We start from the raw sequence: 19,227 nt of genomic DNA, 5'->3' as shown, positions 1-19,227 counted from the left end.
CTGTTCAGGCCAGAAAAGGAAAGCGCGATGGATGATCGTGGTGAATCGGCGGCGCTCAGCGCCGGGCTTTCCGGAGCGCTGACGGATTTCGGGCACCGGCTGATGGCCAGGGTCTACTATGCCGACACCGATTTCTCCGGCGTCGTCTATCATGCGCGCTATCTCGAATTCCTCGAACGCGGCCGCTCCGACTATCTGAGGCTGACCGGCGTCCACCATACCGAGCTGCTGGACGGCAAGCATGGCGAGCGCATCGTGTGGGTGGTCCGGCGCATGGAGATCGACTTCCGCTCGCCGGCGCGTATGGACGACATCCTCACCATCGACACGCGCACCGACGATATTTCCGGCGCCCGCATCTTCATGGGCCAGCAATTGAAACGCGGCGGCAATGTGCTGGTCGAGGCAAAAGTCGAAGCGGCGATCGTCGGCGAAAGCGGCCGCCCAAAGCGTTTCCCGAAGGAGTGGATTGCCGCTTTTATGCCCAAGGGGCATTGATATTCAGGTGAAGCCGGCCTGCAAATGGCGGCTTCCTGCGCTTCCGGTGCTCACGTACTTCAAGTTCGGTCCGCTCCGGTTCTCGGAAACCACCATTTTCGACTCGGCCTGACCTGAATCTCAACGCCCCTCGACGCCAGCGCCTCGGCACGATGCGCGGCAATGCGCCGCGCCTTACGTCCTAACCCATCCTTAACCATAACGGTTCATGAAGGATTTGGTGAAGATTGGCGCAATTCCTGCGCCTTCCTTTCACCAATATTTGCCTCGAAAAGGCCGCGAAACGGTGCATTCGGGGCTTATCCCGCAAGCTTCAAGCTTCGCGCGATCGGACCAAAGGGATGCCATGGGCCAGCCGCCAGCGATGCCCGGAAAATCTTAAGGACTTAAGTCATGGAAAACATCGCACTCGCCGATCCGGCAGCGCATCTGTCGATCTGGGCCTTGTTCATGCAGGCCGGCTGGGTGGTCAAGCTGGTGATGATCGGCCTGCTTTGCGCCTCCATCTGGACCTGGGCGATCATCATCGACAAGCTCGTCGCCTATAGCCGGATGAAGTTGGCACTGAACCGCTTCGAACAGGTCTTCTGGTCCGGGCAATCGCTTGAGGAACTCTACCGCACGCTGGCCGACCGCAAGACGACCGGCATGGGCGCGATCTTCGTCGCCGCCATGCGCGAATGGAAGAAGAGCTTTGAAAAGGGCGCGAAATCGCCGCTGGCGCTGCAGACGCGCATCGACAAGGCCATGGACCTGGCATTGACGCGCGAGATGGAACGGCTGGAGGGACGGCTCGGATTTCTTGCCACCACCGGCTCGGCCGCGCCCTTCATCGGCCTGTTCGGCACCGTCATCGGCATCATGACGTCGTTCCAGGCGATCGCCGCCTCGAAAAACACCAGTCTCTCGGTGGTGGCGCCCGGTATCGCGGAAGCGCTGCTCGCGACCGCGATCGGCCTTCTCGCGGCCATTCCGGCGGTCATCGCCTATAACAAGCTGTCATCGGATGCGAACAAGCTCGCGGTGCGCATGGAAGGGTTCTCGGACGAGTTCTCCGCCATACTCTCGCGCCAAATCGATGAAAAAGTAGCCCAGAAGGCCTGAGGAACGATCATGGGGATGTCTGCTGCTGGCGCAGGTGGCACGGGGCGAGGCGGGCGTGGCCATAGGCGCCGCGGCCGTCACCATGCCTTGATGTCCGAAATCAACGTCACGCCGATGGTCGACGTGATGCTGGTGCTTTTGATCATCTTCATGGTCGCGGCGCCTCTGCTCACCGTCGGGGTTCCGATCGACCTGCCGGACACGCAGGCCAAGGCGATGAATGTCGACACGCAGCCGATCACCGTGTCGATCAACGCCGCCGGCCAGATCTATCTGCAGGAAACCGAGATCCCGATCGAGGAGCTGGTGGCGAAACTGCAGGCGATTTCCAAGACCGGCTATGACGAGCGCATCTTCATCCGCGGCGACAAGTCGACGGATTACGGCACCGCGATGAAGGTCATGGCCCGCATTTCGGCGGCGGGCTACAAGAATATCGGCCTGGTCTCGCTGCAGGAACAGGATCAGTAGGCGCGCCAGATGCGGACCGGTCTCACCTCTTCGGTGATCTTGCATGCGGTGGCGCTGGCCTTCGGGCTGTTCACGCTGTCGTCGCCGCCGGCCATGCCGGCCTCCGACGTGGAGTCGGTGGCGGTCGACATCGTGCCGATGGAAGCCATCGCGCAGACGCTGCAGGGCGACAAGAAGGCGGTCATGCATGACAAGCCGGCGCCTGTTCCGACGAAGCGCCCGGATGTCGTTCCCAACGCTCAGAAAGTCGGCGAGAACACCGTCGATACCGACAAGCCGGTGACGGACGAAGCCAAGCCGAAGCCGGTCGAGAAGACGGCGGCGCCGCCGCCGGCGCCGACGCCGACCGAGAAGCCCGCGGTCGAGGACGTGCCGAAGCCGCATGAGAAGCCGAAGCCGACGCCTGCGACGGAAGTCGCGCCGGCACCGACGCCGAAGGAAGAGGTCAAGCCCGAGCCGGTCAAGCAGACGGAGCCGAAGCCGACGCCGGCCAAGGAACCGAAGCCCGCGCCGCAGCCGGACAAGACCGCGGCCATCCAGAAAGAAGAAATCAAGCCCGACGCGGTGGCCGAGGCGATCTCGCAGGATCAGCCGACGGAGGAAGCAAAGCTTCCGGATTCCGCGCCGGCGCCGGAAGCGCGGCCGAAGCCGCAGCCGGCGCAGGCCGAGAGCGCCAAGGCGCCGGATCGTAAGGATGCGGAAAAGCCGGTGAAGGAAGCCTCTTCCAAGAAGAAATCGGACGAGAAGCAGTTCAACGCCGACGAGATAACGGCTCTGCTCGACAAGCAGAAGCCCTCCGGCGGCGGCGCCAAGCGCTCGACCCAGCAGGCTTCGCTCGGCGGCGAAAAGGATCAGGGCCAGAAGCTCTCCAGCTCGGAGCAAGGGGCGCTGGAGGACCAGCTCGGTGGGTGCTGGACCCTTCCCGTCGGCCTCGAAGGCTCCGAGAACTTCACCGTGGTCGTCCGCTTCAACCTGAATGCCTCCGGCAAGCTGGAGGGCCGCCCGATCGTCGAGAAGTCCAGCGGCAACCCCCAGTTCGACGCCAGCGCGGTTCGCGCCGTGCAGAAATGCGATGTCGCCGGGCTGCAGGTTCCCGCCGGAAAGCAAGACATCTGGTCTGACATTCGCGTCAACTTCGATCCGAGAGCGATGCTTGGCCTGTAGCCTGAGCGTCCAAAAATCAGCAAGAGAAGCGAGAAGACATGAAATCCATCCTCAAGCCGCTCCTGATGGTCGCCGCGATGGCGATGGGCATGAGTTCCGTCGCGATCTTGCCTGCCCAGGCAACTCTCGAGCTGAACGTCAACAAAGGCAATGTCGAGCCGATGCCGATCGCCATCCCTGACTTCCAGGGGGGGCTTGGGCCGCAGATATCGGAGATCGTCACAGCCGATCTGAAACGGTCGGGACTGTTCGCGCCGATCGACAAGGCCGCCTTTGTCGAAAAGATCACCAATCCGGATGCCACGCCCCGTTTCGATGACTGGAAGGTGATCAACGCGCAGGCGCTGGTCACCGGCAGCGTGAGCAAGGAGGCGGACGGCCGCATCCGGGCCCAGTACCGCCTGTGGGATATTTTCGGCAACCAGCAGCTGGCCGGCGAGCAGTTTTTCGCCAACGACGCCAATCAGCGCCGTGTCGCGCACATCATCGCCGATGCGATCTATGAGAAGATCACCGGCGAAAAAGGCTATTTCGACACACGCGTCGTCTTCGTCGACGAATCCGGCGCCAAGAACGCGCGCAAGAAGCGCCTCGCCATCATGGACCAGGACGGCGCCAATGTGCGCTACCTGTCGGACGGCCGCTCGATCGTGCTGACGCCGCGCTTCTCGCCGAATCGGCAGGAAATCACCTACATGTCCTATGAGAGCGGACAGCCGAAGGTCTACCTGCTGCAGATCGAGACCGGCCAGCGCGAGCTGGTCGGCAATTTCCCGGGCATGACGTTTGCGCCGCGCTTTTCGCCCGACGGCCAGAAGGTGATCATGAGCCTGCTGCGCGACGACGGCAATTCCAACATCTTCGCCATGGACCTGAGGAGCCGCTCGACGACGCGGCTGACCGACTCGACCGCGATCGACACCTCGCCCTCCTATTCGCCGGACGGCTCGCAGATCGTCTTCACCTCCGACCGTGGCGGTGGCAGCGGTCGCTCGCAGATCTATGTCATGGGCGCGGACGGCTCCAACCCGCACCGCATCTCCTTCGGCGATGGCGTCTATTCGACGCCGGTTTGGTCGCCGCGCGGCGACCTCATCGCCTTCACCAAGCAGAGCGGCGGCGAATTCCAGATCGGCGTCATGAAGACCGACGGCTCGGGCGAGCGCATCCTGTCCTCCGGCTTCCAGCAGGAAGGCCCGACCTGGGCGCCGAACGGTCGCGTCTTGATGTTCTTCCGCGACTCCGCCGGCGGCCCGAAGCTGGTCTCGGTCGATCTCACCGGCCGCAACGAGCAGCAGATCCCGACGGCAAATTACGCTTCCGACCCGGCTTGGTCGCCGCTTCTCGAGTAGGGGATCGAAAAAGGGAAATCGAAGAACTAATGAATTGAAGAACTGAAGAATGGAGAAAGAGGGCAGCTACATCAAGCGTGCGAAGGACTTGGAAGTCTATAGGCGCGCTTATGCAGTTTCCCTTGACGTTCACAGAGCCACGCTCGGCTTTCCAAAAATCGAGCAATATGCGCTGGCCGATCAGATGCGTCGATCCAGCAAAGCGATTTGCGCCAACCTGGCTGAAGGCTTTGCCAAGCAGACCCATTCCAGGCCCGAATTCGCGCGGTTCATTTCGATGGCTCTGGGGTCGTGCAGCGAAATCGAAACGTGGATCTCTTACGCGTTCGATCTTGGCTATGTCACACAGCCGCAGCGCGACGAATGGCTGCAGTTTTATGTCCACATCTATGGGATGCTGGTAAATCTGAGGGAGAGGCTGAAGTGACCCTTTTCCTCAATTCTTCAATTCCTCAGTTCTTCAATTCCCCTTTTTCACAGCCCAGTCGCGTTTTGGCCGCATTTCTGCCTACGGTCCGCACGCAATCCCGCCCTTGGTAAATGCGTGGGCAAAACGGCCGCGGACGGCGGCTCGAAACCAAAAATTAACCCTGTTTCTTGAACGGTGGTTAACCCAAACGTGGTTACTGGGTGATCAACGAAATCACTCATATGCGAAGGAGAGAGGCGGCATGGGCCGTATCGCAGCACTTACCAGAAATCCGGCGATGATCGCGCTGGTGGCGGCTCTCGCCATCACCGGTTGCGCCTCGAAGAAGACCCCGAACAGCGCGGCCGAGCTCGGCCTCAACGGTGCAGGCGCAGCCACCCCCGGTTCGGCGCAGGACTTCACCGTTAATATCGGCGACCGCATCTTCTTCGACACCGATTCCTCGTCGATCCGCGCCGATGCCCAGACCACGCTGTCGCGTCAGGCGCAGTGGCTCAACCAGTATCGTCAGTACGCGATCGTCATCGAAGGCCATGCCGACGAGCGCGGCACGCGCGAGTACAATCTGGCGCTGGGCGCACGCCGCGCCGCCGCCACGCGCGACTTCCTGATCTCCAAGGGCGTCTCTGCCAGCCGCCTGAAGACCATCTCTTACGGCAAGGAGCGTCCGGTCGCGGTCTGCGACGACATCTCCTGCTGGTCGCAGAACCGTCGCGCCGTCACCACGCTGTCCGGCGCCGGCTCGTAGGAGCCGGGTCCCGCTGCCGCCGTTTTGGCGCGACGCCGCAGGCGACAAAAATACAACATCGCAAGGATCAAAGGCGGCCTCAGGGCCGCCTTTTTCATTTGCAACATCCGGAAACAAAATTTGGCCGAAGTCTCGCGTCCTGCTATGAGCGCGAGGGCGCTTGCTCCCCTATTTTGATTTGGAAAGGCGCATCAGGCCAACACACCCACCGCGAGAGACAGAATGCATTTCAGAACGGTCCTGAGCGGCACGCTTGCGCTGCTGCTCGTATCAAGCCTTCCAAGCCTTGCCGCGTCGGCCGACAGCGCCGGGCGGGCTTCCGACAGCGGCTTCACCTTCCATCTGCCGACACTCGGCATCTTCGGCGACAAGAAGAAGCCGGAGCAGGCGCAGATCGCGCAGGATAACAGCGGTGGCATGACCGGTCTGGAAGACCAGTTGCGCCAGTTGAACGGCAAGGTCGAAGAGCTCAATTTCCAGATCCTGCAGATGCAGGAACAGATCCGCAAGCAGCAGGAAGACAATGAATTCCGCTTTCAGCAGCTCGAGGGCGGCGCGCAAGGCGGCGCCAAGCCGGCGGGACAGAAGAAATCGGAGGCCGCGCCCCAGGACGGAAACAGCAACGGTGGCAACACCAATATCGGCGATGCCGGCACCGGAGACACCGGCGCCGGGGACGCTGCAACCGACAACAGCGTCGCCCAGGCCCCGGCGACGCATGCGCCGGCCGACGCCGGCGGGCAAAATAGCGGCGGGAAGACCGTCGGCGACGTCATCGTGGAATCGCAGACTGGCGACCCCGGCAAGCTGATCACCGGCGCGCCGCCGAAGAATTTCGGCACCATCACCGTCGACAAGAACGGCAATGTGGTCAATGCCGAGTCCAACCCACAGGCCAGCGCGCCGGCGCAGGCTCCGATGGCAAACGCACCTTCCGCCGAGACGCCGGCCAGGAAGAACAAGGCCGGCGGCACCGAAGTCGCGGCCCTGCCGTCGACCAACAATCCCGACGAGCTCTACCGCAATTCCTACCAGTTCATCCTGTCGGGCGATTACCCGACCGCCGAGCAGGGCTTTCGCGACCACATTTCACGCTTCCCCAAGGACGCCAAGGCGGCGGACGCGCATTATTGGCTGGGCGAGTCGCTGCTCGGTCAGCAGAAATACCGCGATGCGGCCGAAGTCTTCCTCGCCGCCAGCAAGGACTATCCGAAGGCCAAGAAGGCGCCCGACATGCTGCTCAAGCTCGGCGTTTCGCTGGTCGGCCTGAAGCAGAACGACGTCGCCTGCGCCACCTTCAACGAGATCGGCAAGCGCTATCCGGACGTTTCCGGCGCGCTCAAGGAGCGCATCAAGCAGGAAAAGGCGCTGGCGTCGTGCTGACGCCCGATACCGAAGCTCACCTCTCGGACCGCCTTTTCTCAGACCTGGACTTTTCGAGCGGCGCCGTTGCAGCCGTGTCCGGCGGCAGCGACTCGACCGCCCTTCTTCTCCTCCTCAAGGATCACCTCGACCGGACCGCATCGGGCGCCAGGCTGCTCGCGGTGACGATCGATCACGGCTTGAGGCCGGACTCGGCCGTCGAGGCGCGGCAGGTCGCCAAATTCTGTGGCGAGCGCGGCATCGCGCATCGCATTCTCGCCTGGCGCGGCGACAAGCCTGCCACCGGCCTGCCGGCCGCCGCGCGCGAAGCGCGCTACAGGCTGCTTGCGCAGGCAGCCGATGCCGAACATATCAAGCTGATCCTGACCGGCCACACTGCCGACGATCAGGCCGAGACGGTGCTGATGCGGCAGGCGCGCGACGATGACGGCCGCGGCCTCGCCGGCATGGCGCCCGCCACGCTGCACGACTGGCGGACATGGATCGTCCGGCCGCTGCTCGGCACAAGGCGCGCGGCGCTGCGCGACATGCTGCGCCATCGCGATATTGGCTGGATCGAGGACCCGACCAATGTCGATGCCCGGTTCGAGCGGCCGCGCGTGCGGGCGAAGCTTGCGCAGGGCGAAGGCGAACGGCGCATCGCGGAAGCGTTGGCGCGGTCGCGCCAGGCGGCTCGCGAACGCCAGGACATCGGTCGCCGCGCCGCCATGCTCATCGACGCCTTTGCCGACCGACCAGGTCCGGGTCTCATCCGTCTCGATCGCGATTTAGCCGGGCATGAGGACAGCGAGGCGGCTGTCTATGCGTTGCGCATCCTTTTGGCTGCTGTCGGCGGCCTGTCCTTTCTCGCCGACGAGGCGCGCTGTGCCGCCCTGTTTTCCCGTCTGCGCCTGGGATCACTTTGCGCTACATTGTCGCGGACGGTGGTCGATGCGCGCCGCACCGGCATTTTCCTGCACCGCGAAAACCGCAACCTGCCCGCCGCCGCGCCGCCGGACAACCAGCTTTGGGACAACCGCCGCCGCATCACTTTGAAAGACGGACCGGGCGATTTGGTGATCGCGCCGCTGGGGTCCTCCGCCGCCAGGCAAGCATCCTTGAGCAAGGATGTTCCGCAAAGCCTCTCGCGCGCGGCGCTGGCCGCGGAGCCCGCATTATGGCGCGGCGCCGAACACCTTGATTTTACAGGCGATGATGCCAGATCGCCGGCGATCTCGATGGTTCCGGTGGTGGCTCCTTTCGCGCGCTTCCTGCCGTCCTTCGATCTCGCGCCCGCCATCGCCATGGCGGCGCTTGTCGGTGCACCGCCGCCGCCGGCGCCGCCATTCCTCGGCCATGATGGCGGCCGCGGGTGGGCGAAAGCTTAACCGATACATGCTGTTCTGCTTGGCAAGGGGAGGCGCTCTCCCTATGTTAGGCCCAAGCTCCTCCATCATCGCGGGTCCGCGCGCGGACCCCAACGGGACAATAGATGAATCCGAATTATCGTAACCTCGCGCTCTGGGCGATCATAGCCGTCCTGCTCATCGCCCTGTTCAATCTGTTTCAGACGCCCCAGACGCGCGGTGCCACGACGGATATCGCCTATTCGCAGTTCCTGCAGGATGTCGCCTCCGGACGGGTCAAGAGCGTGACCATCGCCGGCGCCCGCATCTACGGCAACTACACGGACAACGCCAACGGCTTCCAGACCTATTCGCCTGGCGACCCGTCGCTGGTTTCGAGGCTGCAGGACAAGAACGTCACCATCACCGCCAAGCCCGAGACCGACAGCTCCAATTCGCTGTTCGGCTACCTGATCTCGTGGCTGCCGATGATCCTGATCCTCGGCGTGTGGATATTCTTCATGCGCCAGATGCAATCCGGTTCCGGCCGCGCCATGGGTTTCGGCAAGTCGAAAGCCAAGCTACTGACGGAAGCGCATGGCCGCGTCACCTTCCAGGATGTCGCCGGCGTCGACGAGGCCAAGGAGGATCTGGAGGAGATCGTCGAGTTCCTGCGCGATCCCCAGAAGTTCCAGCGCCTCGGCGGCAAGATCCCGCGCGGCGTGCTCTTGGTCGGTCCGCCCGGCACCGGCAAGACGCTGCTCGCCCGCTCGGTGGCCGGCGAGGCCAACGTGCCGTTCTTCACCATTTCCGGCTCGGACTTTGTCGAGATGTTCGTCGGCGTCGGCGCATCCCGCGTGCGCGACATGTTCGACCAGGCGAAGAAGAACGCGCCCTGCATCATCTTCATCGACGAAATCGACGCGGTCGGCCGCCATCGCGGCGCCGGCCTCGGCGGCGGCAATGACGAGCGCGAGCAGACGCTGAACCAGCTGCTGGTCGAGATGGACGGCTTCGAATCCAACGAGTCGATCATCCTGATCGCCGCCACCAACCGGCCCGACGTGCTCGACCCGGCGCTGCTGAGGCCCGGCCGTTTCGACCGCCAGGTCGTGGTGCCGAACCCCGACATCGTCGGCCGCGAGAAGATCCTCAAGGTGCATGTGCGCAACGTGCCGCTGGCGCCCAATGTCGACCTCAAGGTGATCGCGCGCGGCACGCCGGGCTTCTCCGGCGCCGACCTGATGAATCTCGTCAACGAATCCGCGCTGATGGCGGCGCGCCGCAACAAGCGGCTCGTCACCATGGCCGAGTTCGAGGACGCCAAGGACAAGATCATGATGGGCGCGGAGCGCCGCTCGTCGGCGATGACGCAGGCCGAGAAGGAGCTGACCGCCTATCACGAGGCCGGCCACGCCATCCTGGCGCTCAACGTGCCGACAGCCGATCCGCTGCACAAGGCGACCATCATCCCGCGCGGCCGCGCGCTCGGCATGGTCATGCAGCTGCCCGAAGGCGACCGCTATTCGATGAGCTACAAATACATGATCTCAAGGCTGGCGATCATGATGGGCGGCCGCGTCGCCGAGGAGTTCAAGTTCGGCAAGGAGAACATCACCTCGGGCGCCTCCTCCGACATCGAGCAGGCTACCAAGCTGGCGCGCGCGATGGTTACGCGCTGGGGCTTCTCCGACAAGCTCGGCCATGTCGCCTATGGCGACAACCAGGAAGAAGTCTTCCTCGGCCATTCGGTAGCGCGCCAGCAGAATATCTCGGAAGAGACGGCGCAGATCATCGACGCCGAGGTGCGGCGGCTTATCGACGACGCCTATTCGACCGCGAAGTCGGTGCTGACCAAGAAGAAGAAGGATTGGATAGCGTTGGCCGAAGGGCTGCTCGAATACGAGACGCTGTCTGGCGACGAGATCAAGCAACTGATAGCCGGGCACAAGCCCGCCCGCGATCTCGGCGACGACACCCCGCCCAGCCGCGGCTCGGCCGTGCCGAAGGCCGGCACGGGCGGCCGCCGCAAGAAAGGCCCCGAGCCCGAAGGCGGCATGGAGCCTCAGCCGCAGAGCTGAGGGTTGGCAATCGTTACAAACAAACGCCGCGGATCAAACCGCGGCGTTTTCGTTTGGAGGATCCAGGCCGGCTGCCGACCTTACCAACGTGGCGATCGGCGAAGTCGGCGTGAGGGCCGATGTCCCCCACGGAGCGCGAAGATTGGCAGCTTCGCCGACCGCGCTTCCTTGCAGCGTGGATGTCCCTTGAACCACCCCAAACAAAAACCCGCGCACCTTGCGATGCGCGGGCCCATCTCGGAAGATGTGATTAAAAGGTCAGCTCTTCAGCTTGGCATTGCAGAGGCTGTAGTAACCGCCGCCCTTCTGGATCCAGCGAAGGCCGTTCAACGTACCCGCCTCCTTGTTTTCGTGGTAGCCCTGCAGGCAGGTCTTCATCCGGGCCTTCGCGGGCGTTTCGGTCTTGAATTCTGCGGCGAGGGTAGTCGGGAATGTCACGCCCGCCGGCGCTACAGTGGGGATGACCGCCGCGCTGGTTTCCTTTTTCTGCTGCTCCGCGGTTTTGACAGTATCCGCGCTGTCACTCTCCGCGGCCGACGTCGCGCATTTCTCCTTGCGGAAAGCGGCCCAGTCCATGCCGTTCAGAGTGCCGCCTTCCTTGGCTGCCCGATAGGTCTCGCCGCATTCCTTCATCGTCAGTGCGCTTGCAGGCGCGGCGTTCCAAGCGACCAATACCGTCGCAGCCAATGCCGCCGATTTCAAACTGAACATAAGACCCTCCTGATTGATGGTAAGCTCAACCTCCTTTGTATACTGTTTGTTCCCTATATGTTCAAATGGAATCTTTGCGAACTACCGATAAGCCTGGCGATGGCAGTATGGGCGAGTCGATGACGCCGACAGTTCCCCCGATACCCAGATGCGAGCAAGGCCGCGGGCGTCTTCGCCTGCAACAAAAAGCCCGCGCATCTTGCGATGCGCGGGCTTTTTTCTTCGAATAATTAGGCGATCAGCCCTTCAGCTTGGCATTGCAGAGGCTGTAGAAGCCGCCACCCTTCTGGATCCACTTCAGACCGTTCAGCGTGTTGGCGTCCTTGTTGGCATAGTACTGCTCGAGGCAGGTGTGCATGCGACCCTTGGCCGGCGTCTCGTTGGCGAATTTGGGCGAGATGGCGGTCGGGAAAGTGACGCCCTTCGGAGCGGCCACAGTCGGCTTGGCCGGTTCCTTCGTGAAAGTCGCCTCGGTCGGAGCAGGCACGGTTTCGTCATCGGCGGCGCTGGCGCCGCACTCGGCCTTGCGGAAGTCGTTCCACTTCATGCCGTTCAGCTTGTTGGCCGTCTTCGCGGCCTGATACTTGGTGCTGCACTCGGCCATGGTCAGGCCCTTGCCGCCGTCGGCAGCGGCGGTCGAGGTCTGGGTCGTGGTGGCCGGGGCGGCGGCAGCCGCGGCGGTTGCGCCAGGACCGCACTCGGCCTTGCGGAAGTCGTTCCACTTCATGCCGTTGAGCGTGCCGGCGGATTTTGCAGCCTGGTACTTGGCGCTGCATTCCTTGGAGCTCAAGCCCTTGGCTGCATCGTCGGCAGCAGCGGCCGTCTTTGCCTTCTTGGTCGTCTTGGTGTCGGCGGCCTTCGTATCGGTCGCCGCCTTGGTGTCGGTGGCCGCTTTAGTGTCGGTCGCGGCGGAAGCATCGCTGCCGCACTGCGCCTTGCGGAACTGGTTCCAGGTCTGGCCACCGAGCGTTCCCGCGTCCTTGGCCGCGTTATACTTGGTGCTGCACTCGGCCATGGTCAGCGCGTTGGCCGGCGCCGCCATGAACAAGGTTGCGACGGCGAGACCCGTCAAAGCTGCAAGTCTATGAATAAGCATGGCGTTTTCTCCCTTGCTGCCGCCATTAAGTGTCCCTATGCCAAATCAATAGCTCTCAATGTCCGGTTGCGCCAGATGCTTCGAGCGCGGGACCCGTCACAAAGTATGTTGCTCCCGATGGGATGATGAATTGCTTACCGGATCGCCGCGAGCCAGGCCTGCCGGTGGATAGGGGCGCCGAAAAGCCTTGCGCGCGCAGGTCTAGAGCCGGCAGGCCGAAGGTGGTGATAGGCTGCCGAATCACTTGCACCGCCAGCGACAATGTTTTTCTAAGGATTGGTAATATATAATCACGAAATTTGATGATCGGACGCAGCTCAATTGTGGCAATACGGGCGGCTGAAAAACCGACGGGGACTGTAGGCACATGGCAGGTCAGTATTTCGGCACGGACGGTATCCGCGGACGCGCCAACAAATTTCCGATGACGGCCGAGGTCGCCATGCGCGTCGGCATGGCCGCCGGGCTCTCGTTCCAGCGCGGCAATCATCGTCACCGCGTCGTGCTAGGCAAGGACACGCGGCTTTCCGGCTACATGATCGAGAACGCCATGGTCGCGGGCCTGTGCGCCGCCGGCATGGACGTGTTCCTGCTCGGCCCGATCCCGACGCCCGCCGTCGCCATGCTGGTGCGCTCGCTGCGCGCCGACATCGGGGTGATGATCTCAGCCTCGCACAATCCCTATTACGACAACGGCATCAAGCTATTCGGTCCCGACGGCTACAAGCTCTCCGACGAGATCGAGGAGCGCATCGAGGGCATGCTCGAGAAGGATATCGAGCTGGCGCTCGCCGATTCCGACGGGCTCGGCCGGGCAAAACGCGTCGACGGCGTACATGACCGCTATATCGAATTCGCCAAGCGCACGCTGCCGCGCTCAATGTCGCTTTCGGGCCTGAGGATCGTCGTCGACTGCGCCAACGGCGCGTCCTACAAGGTGGCGCCCGAGGCGCTGTGGGAACTCGGCGCCGAGGTGGTGGCGATCAATGTCGAGCCGAACGGCTTCAACATCAACAAGGAGTGCGGCTCGACCCATCCGGCCGGCCTGCAGAAGAAGGTGCACGAGGTGCGCGCCGACATCGGCATCGCGCTCGACGGGGACGCCGACCGCGTCGTCATCGTCGACGAGAACGGAGCGATCGTCGACGGCGACCAGATCATGGCGCTGATCGCCGAATCCTGGCACCAGAGCGGCCGCCTGGCCGGCGGCGGCGTCGTTTCCACCGTGATGTCCAATCTTGGCCTGGAACGTTTCCTCGGCGGCATGAAGCTGCAGCTCCATCGCACCAAGGTCGGCGACCGCTACGTGGTCGAACATATGCGCGCGCATGGCCTGAATGTCGGCGGCGAGCAGTCCGGCCACATCGTGCTTTCCGATTTCTCGACGACCGGCGATGGCCTGGTCTCCGCCTTGCAGGTGCTGGCCTGCATCAAGCGGCAGAACCGACCGGTCAGCGAGCTGTCGAAGAAGTTCGAGCCGGTGCCGCAGCTTCTGAAGAATGTCCGCATCTCGGGCGGCAAGCCGCTGGAGGAAGCATCGGTCAAGGCGGCGATCGAGGAAGGACGCAACCGGCTCGGCACGTCCGGCCGCCTCGTCATCCGGCCTTCCGGCACCGAGCCGCTCATCCGCGTCATGGCCGAGGGCGACGATCCGCAACTGGTCGAAGCGGTTGTCAACGACATCGTCGGCATCCTCCAGGAAACCCGCAGCGCCGCCTGACCCCGGTCGCGCGCAGGCTCCTCTAAACCCGCAAGCCCGCCGCCAGGCGGGCTTTTTCGTGCCGGGCGGGCCGTTCGGGACAACGGCGCTCTCCCTAAAATTGTATAGATTCGTGGTTAATCGGTACGGTTAAACGGCTTTTAACCTTTGCAATTCATTATCCACACCCGAGGCAACCATCTTCGGGCGTCGTCGTCCCGAGGCTTCCTAGGGGTGACAGCATGTTCAATATAAAGAGAATGGCAGTGCTTGCCGCGCTGTTCGCGGGGCTAGCCGGCCCGGCGCTGGCGGCCGATATCGCGGAACCGCCTCCCGTCGAGGAAGCTCCGCCGCCGGTCGTCGAAGCGCAGCCTGTCGATGTCGGCGGATGGTATATCCGCGGCGACATCGATTATCACTGGTCGCGCTTCGGTGGCGCGGATTACATTACCTATGGTGCTGCGCCTCAGACCCAAGGCAGCTTCGCCACCGGCTCCCTGAAGGGCGCCTTGTCAGCGGGCGCCGGCATCGGCTACCAAGTGAACCAGTATTTCCGCACCGATCTCACCGCGGACTGGATGAGCAAGTCGAACTTCCGCGGCTCGACCGTCGGCTTCTGCGGCGGCGGCGTGCCCTGCACTTCCGTCGACACCTCCTCCTATTCGGCGCTGCTGCTTCTGGCCAACGCCTATGTCGATATCGGCACCTGGCATGGTATCACGCCCTATGTTGGCGCCGGCATCGGCGGTGCCTGGGTCAAGTGGGATACGCTTCATAACAGCGATCTCGACGGCGACTTCTTCCATCGCGGCGGCAAAGGCTGGCGCTTTGCCTATGCTCTCATGGCCGGTGCCTCCTACTGCCTGACCGACCGCGTCAAGCTGGACGTCGGCTACCGCTACAGCCACATCAATGGCGGCAAGATGTTCGAATACGCCTCGGACAGCAATGTCGGCCCCGGCTACGATCGTGGCATCAACGTGCATGAAGTGCGCGGCGGTCTCCGCTACCAGTTCGGCGGTCAGTCGGACTGCGCTCCGCCGCCGGAGCCTTATGTGCCGGAACCGGAACCGATCTACACCAAGTAATCGCTTCCTAGATCCTCGAATTCAAAGCCGCCCGGCGCCAGCCGGGCGGCTTTTCGTTTGTGCGACGCCGGTAAATATCGATCGAAATCAATTCGGTAACTGGCTGTTATCCTTAACCGGCACTTAACCACTATGGTTAACAATGGCTCCTTGAAACGGCGCCCGCGTTTTGCGGCTGGCGCCAATTTCAGGAGCCGGGGACCATGATATCCAGATCGCGTATCGCGTCAGCGCTTACCGCAATAATCCTGCTGCCGATGACGCCGGCGCTGGCGGCGGACTACGATCCGCCGATCTATGTCGACCAGGCGCCGGACTACCAGCCGGTCGAGGTCGGTTCGGGCTGGTACCTGCGCGGCGATGTCTCCTATCTGGCGCAGAAGAGCTTCAAAAATGGGGATTTCACCTTCCCGTCGACGATTGCCAGCGAAAGCTTTGGCGAGAGCGAGGACGCGTATTTCGCGAGCATCGGCTTCGGATATCATTTCAACGATTACCTCCGCGCCGATCTCAACCTCGGCTACCTGCCCGGCAACAAAGCCAGCTTCAGCTATGATGACACAGCGACCGCGACGCCGTCGGCCGTGGGGTTCGGAAACCTGAAGAACTATGCGATCTCGGGCATACTCAACGGTTATGTCGATCTTGGCACGTATGTAGGCATCACGCCTTATGTTGGCGCCGGCATCGGTGTTGTTCGCAGCACGCGCAAGCTTTCGGCCAGTTACACCGATATCAATGACTCCGCCAATAGCTTCGCCGTCGAGGATAATAAATCTCGGTACTCTCTCGCCTATACGTTGAATGCTGGCTTTGCCTACCAGGTATCCAAGAACGTGCTGATTGACCTCGGATACCAATATTTCTCTGCTCCCAATGCGGAATACGTTACCGCCGAAAGTCTAACCTCCTTCCCTGTCCACAAAGGCATCAGCAATCATCAGGTCAAGCTCGGGCTGCGCTACGATCTCTGGTAGCCACGCCCCGCGAAGAGGTTCCGACTGCGGGTGCTGAACGGTCCGCCGCTTTCCTTTCGGATCGAGCACCGGTTGAGCGAATATCCCGCCAGCGACAAAAACTTTGCTCTTGACGCCGAAGCCTCGAGCGCATATCGCCGTCCGTGGGCCACCCCTCCCCAACGAGGGGCTACTATCTGGAAGGATAGACCACGATGACGACACCTACCAAGCCCGGACTCCGTCCGGCAAATCCCAATTTCTCTTCAGGTCCCTGCACAAAACGTCCCGGCTGGTCGGCCGAGGCGCTGAAAGCCGCCGCGCTCGGGCGCTCGCACCGCGCCAAGATCGGCAAGGCCAAGCTCGAACAGGCAATCGAGCTGACGCGCGAAATCCTCAAGGTTCCCGCGAATTATCGCATCGGCATCGTGCCGGCGTCGGACACGGGCGCGGTCGAGATGGCGCTGTGGTCGCTGCTCGGCGAGCGCGGCGTCGACATGGTCGCCTGGGAAAGCTTCGGCTCCGGCTGGGTGACCGATGTGGTCAAGCAGCTCAAGCTCGCCGACGTGCGCAAGTTCGAGGCCGGCTACGGCAAGCTGCCCGACCTGACGCAGATCGATTTCGATCGCGACGTGGTCTTCACCTGGAACGGCACGACCTCGGGCGTACGCGTGCCGAACGGCGATTTCATTCCCACGCACCGTAAAGGTTTGACCATCTGCGACGCCACCTCGGCGGCATTCGCGCAAAGGCTCGACTTCGACAAGCTCGATGTCGTCACCTTCTCCTGGCAGAAAGTGCTGGGCGGCGAGGGCGCGCATGGCATGCTTATCCTGTCGCCCCGCGCCGTCGAGCGGCTGGAGACCTACAAGCCGGCCTGGCCGCTGCCGAAGATCTTCCGCCTCACCTCGGGCGGCAAGCTGATCGAGGGCATTTTCAAGGGCGAGACCATCAACACGCCGTCGATGCTGTGCGTGGAGGACTATCTCGACGCACTCCACTGGGCGACGTCGATCGGCGGTCTGGAAGCGCTGATCGCCCGGGCCGACGCCAATGCCGCGGTGCTCGACCGGTTCGTGGAAAGGTCGCCCTGGCTCGGCCATCTCGCCGTCGATCCGGTGACGCGGTCCAACACGTCCGTGTGCCTCTCCTTCACCGATGCGCAAGTGGCGGCGCTCGACGCCGACGGCCAGGCGGCTTTTGCCAAGGGGATCGTGTCTTTGCTCGACAAGGAAGGCGTCGCTTACGACATCGGCTCCTATCGCGATGCCCCGCCCGGCCTGCGCATCTGGTGCGGCGCAACCGTCGAGACCTCCGATCTCGAAGCGCTGCTGCCCTGGCTCGACTGGGCCTTCGCCATGCAGAAGGCGTCGCTCAAAGCAGCGGCCTGAGTTCCGTGGTGGCCCGCAGGCCGCCATTTCCCGACACAGTCCATTTCCACGTCAAGGAGGCCGCAATGGCGCCCCGCGTTCTCGTTTCGGATAAACTTTCAACCACCGCCGTGCAGATCTTCAAGGATCGCGGCATCGAGGTCGACTATCTGCCCGATCTCGGCAAGGACAAGGAAAAGCTCGCCGAGGTGATCGGCCAGTATGACGGCCTCGCCATCCGCTCGGCGACCAAGGTTACTGAGAAGCTGATCAATGCCGCCGGCAGGCTGAAGGTCGTCGGCCGCGCCGGCATCGGCGTCGACAATGTCGATATCCCGGCGGCAAGCCGCAGGGGTATCATCGTGATGAACACGCCCTTCGGCAATTCGATCACCACGGCGGAGCATGCCGTCGCCATGATCTTCGCCCTGGCGCGCCAGATTCCAGAGGCCAATGCCTCGACTCACGCAGGAAAATGGGAAAAGAACCGCTTCATGGGCATCGAGATCACCGGCAAGACGCTGGGCGTGATCGGCTGCGGCAATATCGGCTCGATCGTCGCCACGCGCGGCGTCGGCCTGAAGATGCATGTGATTGCCTTCGACCCGTTCCTGTCGGACAGCCGCGCCGAGGAGCTCGGCGTCGAGAAGGTCGAGCTGGACGAGCTCTTCGCCCGCGCCGACTTCATCACCTTGCACACGCCGCTGACCGACAAGACGCGCAACATCATCGATGCTGCCGCGATCGCCAAGATGAAGGACGGCGTGCGCATCATCAATTGCGCCCGCGGCGGATTGGTCGTCGAGGCCGACCTGGTTGCCGCGCTGAAGAGCGGCAAGGTGGCCGGCGCGGGCATCGACGTCTTCGAGGTCGAACCGGCGGAGAACAACCCGCTGTTCGGCATGGAGAATGTCGTGGCAACCCCGCATCTCGGCGCCTCGACTACCGAGGCGCAGGAGAATGTCGCGCTGCAGGTCGCCGAGCAGATGAGCGACTATCTCATCAAGGGCGCGGTCTCGAACGCCATCAACATGCCTTCGATCACCGCCGAGGAAGCGCCGCGGCTGAAACCCTTCGTCAAGCTCGCCGAGGTGCTCGGCGCCTTTGTCGGCCAGGTCACAGAGGACCCGATCAAGGAGGTCGAGATCCTGTTCGACGGCTCGACCGCGACGATGAACACGCGCGCGCTGGTGAGTGCCGCCCTTGCCGGCCTCATCCGGCCGCAGGTTGCCGACGTCAACATGGTGTCGGCGCCCATCATGGTGAAGGAGCGCGGCATCATCGTCGCCGAGGTCAAGCGCGACAAGTCGGGCGTGTTCGACGGCTATATCAAGCTCACCGTCAAGACCGAGCATATGACGCGCTCGATCGCCGGCACCTGCTTCTCCGACGGCAAGCCGCGCTTCATTCAGATCAAGGGCATCAATCTCGACGCCGAGGTCGGCCAGCACATGCTCTACACGACCAATGCCGACGCGCCCGGCATCATCGGCCTGCTCGGCACCGTTTGCGGCGAGAACGGCGTCAACATCGCCAACTTCCAGCTCGGCCGCAACCGGCCTGGCGGCGATGCGATCGCGCTGCTTTATCTCGATGCGCCGTTCCCGGAAAAAGTGTTGGAGCAGGTGCGGGCGCACAAGTCGATCGATTCGGCGAAGCGGCTTCGCTTCGATGTCGGCGCCGAGTGAAGCCTGACATGAGGAAAGGCCCGCCGGCACCAGTCGGCGGGGCGTTGATGAGATAGCCGTCAC

General features: G+C 63.0%; 17 protein-coding genes. 15 read left to right on the top strand and 2 right to left on the bottom strand.

The window, feature by feature from the left end:
- The first annotated feature begins 27 nt into the window (after positions 1-27).
- The 10 genes from ybgC to ftsH all read left to right on the top strand — a co-directional run bounded on the left by ybgC (position 28) and on the right by ftsH (position 10,556).
- A complete protein-coding gene (gene ybgC, locus P9273_RS27635) occupies positions 28-498 on the top strand; it encodes a tol-pal system-associated acyl-CoA thioesterase (RefSeq protein WP_278051605.1) in 471 nt (156 codons plus the stop codon).
- Between the two features lie 393 nt (positions 499-891).
- A complete protein-coding gene (gene tolQ / locus P9273_RS27630; RefSeq protein ID WP_278051604.1) occupies positions 892-1,602 on the top strand; it encodes a protein TolQ in 711 nt (236 codons plus the stop codon).
- Positions 1,603-1,611: 9 nt separating this feature from the next.
- On the top strand, positions 1,612-2,073 hold the full coding sequence (gene tolR / locus P9273_RS27625; protein WP_140752704.1) for a protein TolR: 462 nt from the start codon (positions 1,612-1,614) through the stop codon (positions 2,071-2,073).
- A gap of 9 nt (positions 2,074-2,082) precedes the next feature.
- Complete coding sequence (locus P9273_RS27620) at positions 2,083-3,237, top strand: energy transducer TonB family protein (RefSeq protein ID WP_278051603.1); 1,155 nt, start codon at positions 2,083-2,085, stop codon at positions 3,235-3,237.
- Positions 3,238-3,275: 38 nt separating this feature from the next.
- Positions 3,276-4,589 carry a Tol-Pal system beta propeller repeat protein TolB gene (gene tolB / locus P9273_RS27615; protein ID WP_442920264.1) on the top strand — a complete coding sequence of 438 codons (1,314 nt, stop codon included), beginning with the start codon at positions 3,276-3,278 and terminating at the stop codon, positions 4,587-4,589.
- Between the two features lie 49 nt (positions 4,590-4,638).
- Positions 4,639-5,016 (top strand): four helix bundle protein, encoded by a 378-nt coding sequence (locus P9273_RS27610; RefSeq protein ID WP_278051602.1) that lies wholly within the window; start codon positions 4,639-4,641, stop codon positions 5,014-5,016.
- Positions 5,017-5,260: 244 nt separating this feature from the next.
- Positions 5,261-5,767, top strand: coding sequence for a peptidoglycan-associated lipoprotein Pal (gene pal / locus P9273_RS27605; RefSeq protein WP_041004709.1), 507 nt, complete (start codon positions 5,261-5,263; stop codon positions 5,765-5,767).
- 222 nt (positions 5,768-5,989) lie between these two features.
- Complete coding sequence (gene ybgF / locus P9273_RS27600; RefSeq protein WP_278051600.1) at positions 5,990-7,150, top strand: tol-pal system protein YbgF; 1,161 nt, start codon at positions 5,990-5,992, stop codon at positions 7,148-7,150.
- Complete coding sequence (tilS, locus tag P9273_RS27595) at positions 7,144-8,517, top strand: tRNA lysidine(34) synthetase TilS (RefSeq protein ID WP_278051598.1); 1,374 nt, start codon at positions 7,144-7,146, stop codon at positions 8,515-8,517. The genes ybgF and tilS overlap by 7 nt, the downstream gene beginning before the upstream one ends.
- Positions 8,518-8,621: 104 nt before the next feature.
- On the top strand, positions 8,622-10,556 hold the full coding sequence (gene ftsH, locus P9273_RS27590; RefSeq protein ID WP_278051597.1) for an ATP-dependent zinc metalloprotease FtsH: 1,935 nt from the start codon (positions 8,622-8,624) through the stop codon (positions 10,554-10,556).
- Between the two features lie 258 nt (positions 10,557-10,814).
- On the opposite strand, the gene P9273_RS27585 is transcribed toward ftsH, so the two are convergent.
- Both P9273_RS27585 and P9273_RS27580 read right to left on the bottom strand, forming a co-directional pair.
- On the bottom strand, positions 10,815-11,267 hold the full coding sequence (locus P9273_RS27585) for a hypothetical protein (RefSeq protein WP_278051595.1): 453 nt from the start codon (positions 11,265-11,267) through the stop codon (positions 10,815-10,817).
- Positions 11,268-11,505: 238 nt separating this feature from the next.
- Entirely contained in the window at positions 11,506-12,363 is an 858-nt protein-coding gene (locus P9273_RS27580) for a hypothetical protein (protein ID WP_278051594.1), read from the bottom strand.
- A gap of 367 nt (positions 12,364-12,730) precedes the next feature.
- Between P9273_RS27580 and glmM the strand changes: the two genes are divergently transcribed.
- The 5 genes from glmM to serA all read left to right on the top strand — a co-directional run bounded on the left by glmM (position 12,731) and on the right by serA (position 19,164).
- On the top strand, positions 12,731-14,083 hold the full coding sequence (gene glmM / locus P9273_RS27575) for a phosphoglucosamine mutase (protein ID WP_278051593.1): 1,353 nt from the start codon (positions 12,731-12,733) through the stop codon (positions 14,081-14,083).
- Positions 14,084-14,304: 221 nt separating this feature from the next.
- Positions 14,305-15,150 (top strand): outer membrane protein, encoded by an 846-nt coding sequence (locus tag P9273_RS27570; RefSeq protein ID WP_278051592.1) that lies wholly within the window; start codon positions 14,305-14,307, stop codon positions 15,148-15,150.
- 203 nt (positions 15,151-15,353) lie between these two features.
- Positions 15,354-16,127 carry an outer membrane protein gene (locus P9273_RS27565; RefSeq protein ID WP_278051591.1) on the top strand — a complete coding sequence of 258 codons (774 nt, stop codon included), beginning with the start codon at positions 15,354-15,356 and terminating at the stop codon, positions 16,125-16,127.
- Positions 16,128-16,321: 194 nt separating this feature from the next.
- Positions 16,322-17,497, top strand: a complete 1,176-nt coding sequence (locus P9273_RS27560) for a phosphoserine transaminase (protein WP_278051590.1) — start codon at positions 16,322-16,324, stop codon at positions 17,495-17,497.
- Positions 17,498-17,562: 65 nt separating this feature from the next.
- Entirely contained in the window at positions 17,563-19,164 is a 1,602-nt protein-coding gene (gene serA / locus P9273_RS27555; RefSeq protein ID WP_278051589.1) for a phosphoglycerate dehydrogenase, read from the top strand.
- The last annotated feature ends 63 nt before the right edge of the window (positions 19,165-19,227 follow it).

It is taken from the genome of Mesorhizobium sp. WSM4935, from assembly GCF_029625735.1.
Taxonomy (GTDB): domain Bacteria; phylum Pseudomonadota; class Alphaproteobacteria; order Rhizobiales; family Rhizobiaceae; genus Mesorhizobium.
Note: the sequence above shows the minus strand (reverse complement) of the source record. Positions and strands in the feature narration are given on the sequence as shown.

What these genes read in the sequence shown, in the direction of transcription:
- P9273_RS27620 (WP_278051603.1), top strand. Translation starts at nt 2,083, where the DNA reads ATGCGGACCGGTCTCACCTCTTCGGTGATCTTGCATGCGGTGGCGCTG.
- P9273_RS27610 (WP_278051602.1), top strand. Translation starts at nt 4,639, where the DNA reads ATGGAGAAAGAGGGCAGCTACATCAAGCGTGCGAAGGACTTGGAAGTC.
- P9273_RS27560 (WP_278051590.1), top strand. Translation starts at nt 16,322, where the DNA reads ATGACGACACCTACCAAGCCCGGACTCCGTCCGGCAAATCCCAATTTC.
- ybgF (WP_278051600.1), top strand. Translation starts at nt 5,990, where the DNA reads ATGCATTTCAGAACGGTCCTGAGCGGCACGCTTGCGCTGCTGCTCGTA.
- ftsH (WP_278051597.1), top strand. Translation starts at nt 8,622, where the DNA reads ATGAATCCGAATTATCGTAACCTCGCGCTCTGGGCGATCATAGCCGTC.
- P9273_RS27570 (WP_278051592.1), top strand. Translation starts at nt 14,305, where the DNA reads ATGTTCAATATAAAGAGAATGGCAGTGCTTGCCGCGCTGTTCGCGGGG.
- ybgC (WP_278051605.1), top strand. Translation starts at nt 28, where the DNA reads ATGGATGATCGTGGTGAATCGGCGGCGCTCAGCGCCGGGCTTTCCGGA.
- pal (WP_041004709.1), top strand. Translation starts at nt 5,261, where the DNA reads ATGGGCCGTATCGCAGCACTTACCAGAAATCCGGCGATGATCGCGCTG.
- tolB (WP_442920264.1), top strand. Translation starts at nt 3,276, where the DNA reads ATGAAATCCATCCTCAAGCCGCTCCTGATGGTCGCCGCGATGGCGATG.
- P9273_RS27585 (WP_278051595.1), bottom strand. Translation starts at nt 11,267, where the DNA reads ATGTTCAGTTTGAAATCGGCGGCATTGGCTGCGACGGTATTGGTCGCT.
- glmM (WP_278051593.1), top strand. Translation starts at nt 12,731, where the DNA reads ATGGCAGGTCAGTATTTCGGCACGGACGGTATCCGCGGACGCGCCAAC.
- serA (WP_278051589.1), top strand. Translation starts at nt 17,563, where the DNA reads ATGGCGCCCCGCGTTCTCGTTTCGGATAAACTTTCAACCACCGCCGTG.
- tolQ (WP_278051604.1), top strand. Translation starts at nt 892, where the DNA reads ATGGAAAACATCGCACTCGCCGATCCGGCAGCGCATCTGTCGATCTGG.
- P9273_RS27565 (WP_278051591.1), top strand. Translation starts at nt 15,354, where the DNA reads ATGATATCCAGATCGCGTATCGCGTCAGCGCTTACCGCAATAATCCTG.
- tolR (WP_140752704.1), top strand. Translation starts at nt 1,612, where the DNA reads ATGGGGATGTCTGCTGCTGGCGCAGGTGGCACGGGGCGAGGCGGGCGT.
- P9273_RS27580 (WP_278051594.1), bottom strand. Translation starts at nt 12,363, where the DNA reads ATGCTTATTCATAGACTTGCAGCTTTGACGGGTCTCGCCGTCGCAACC.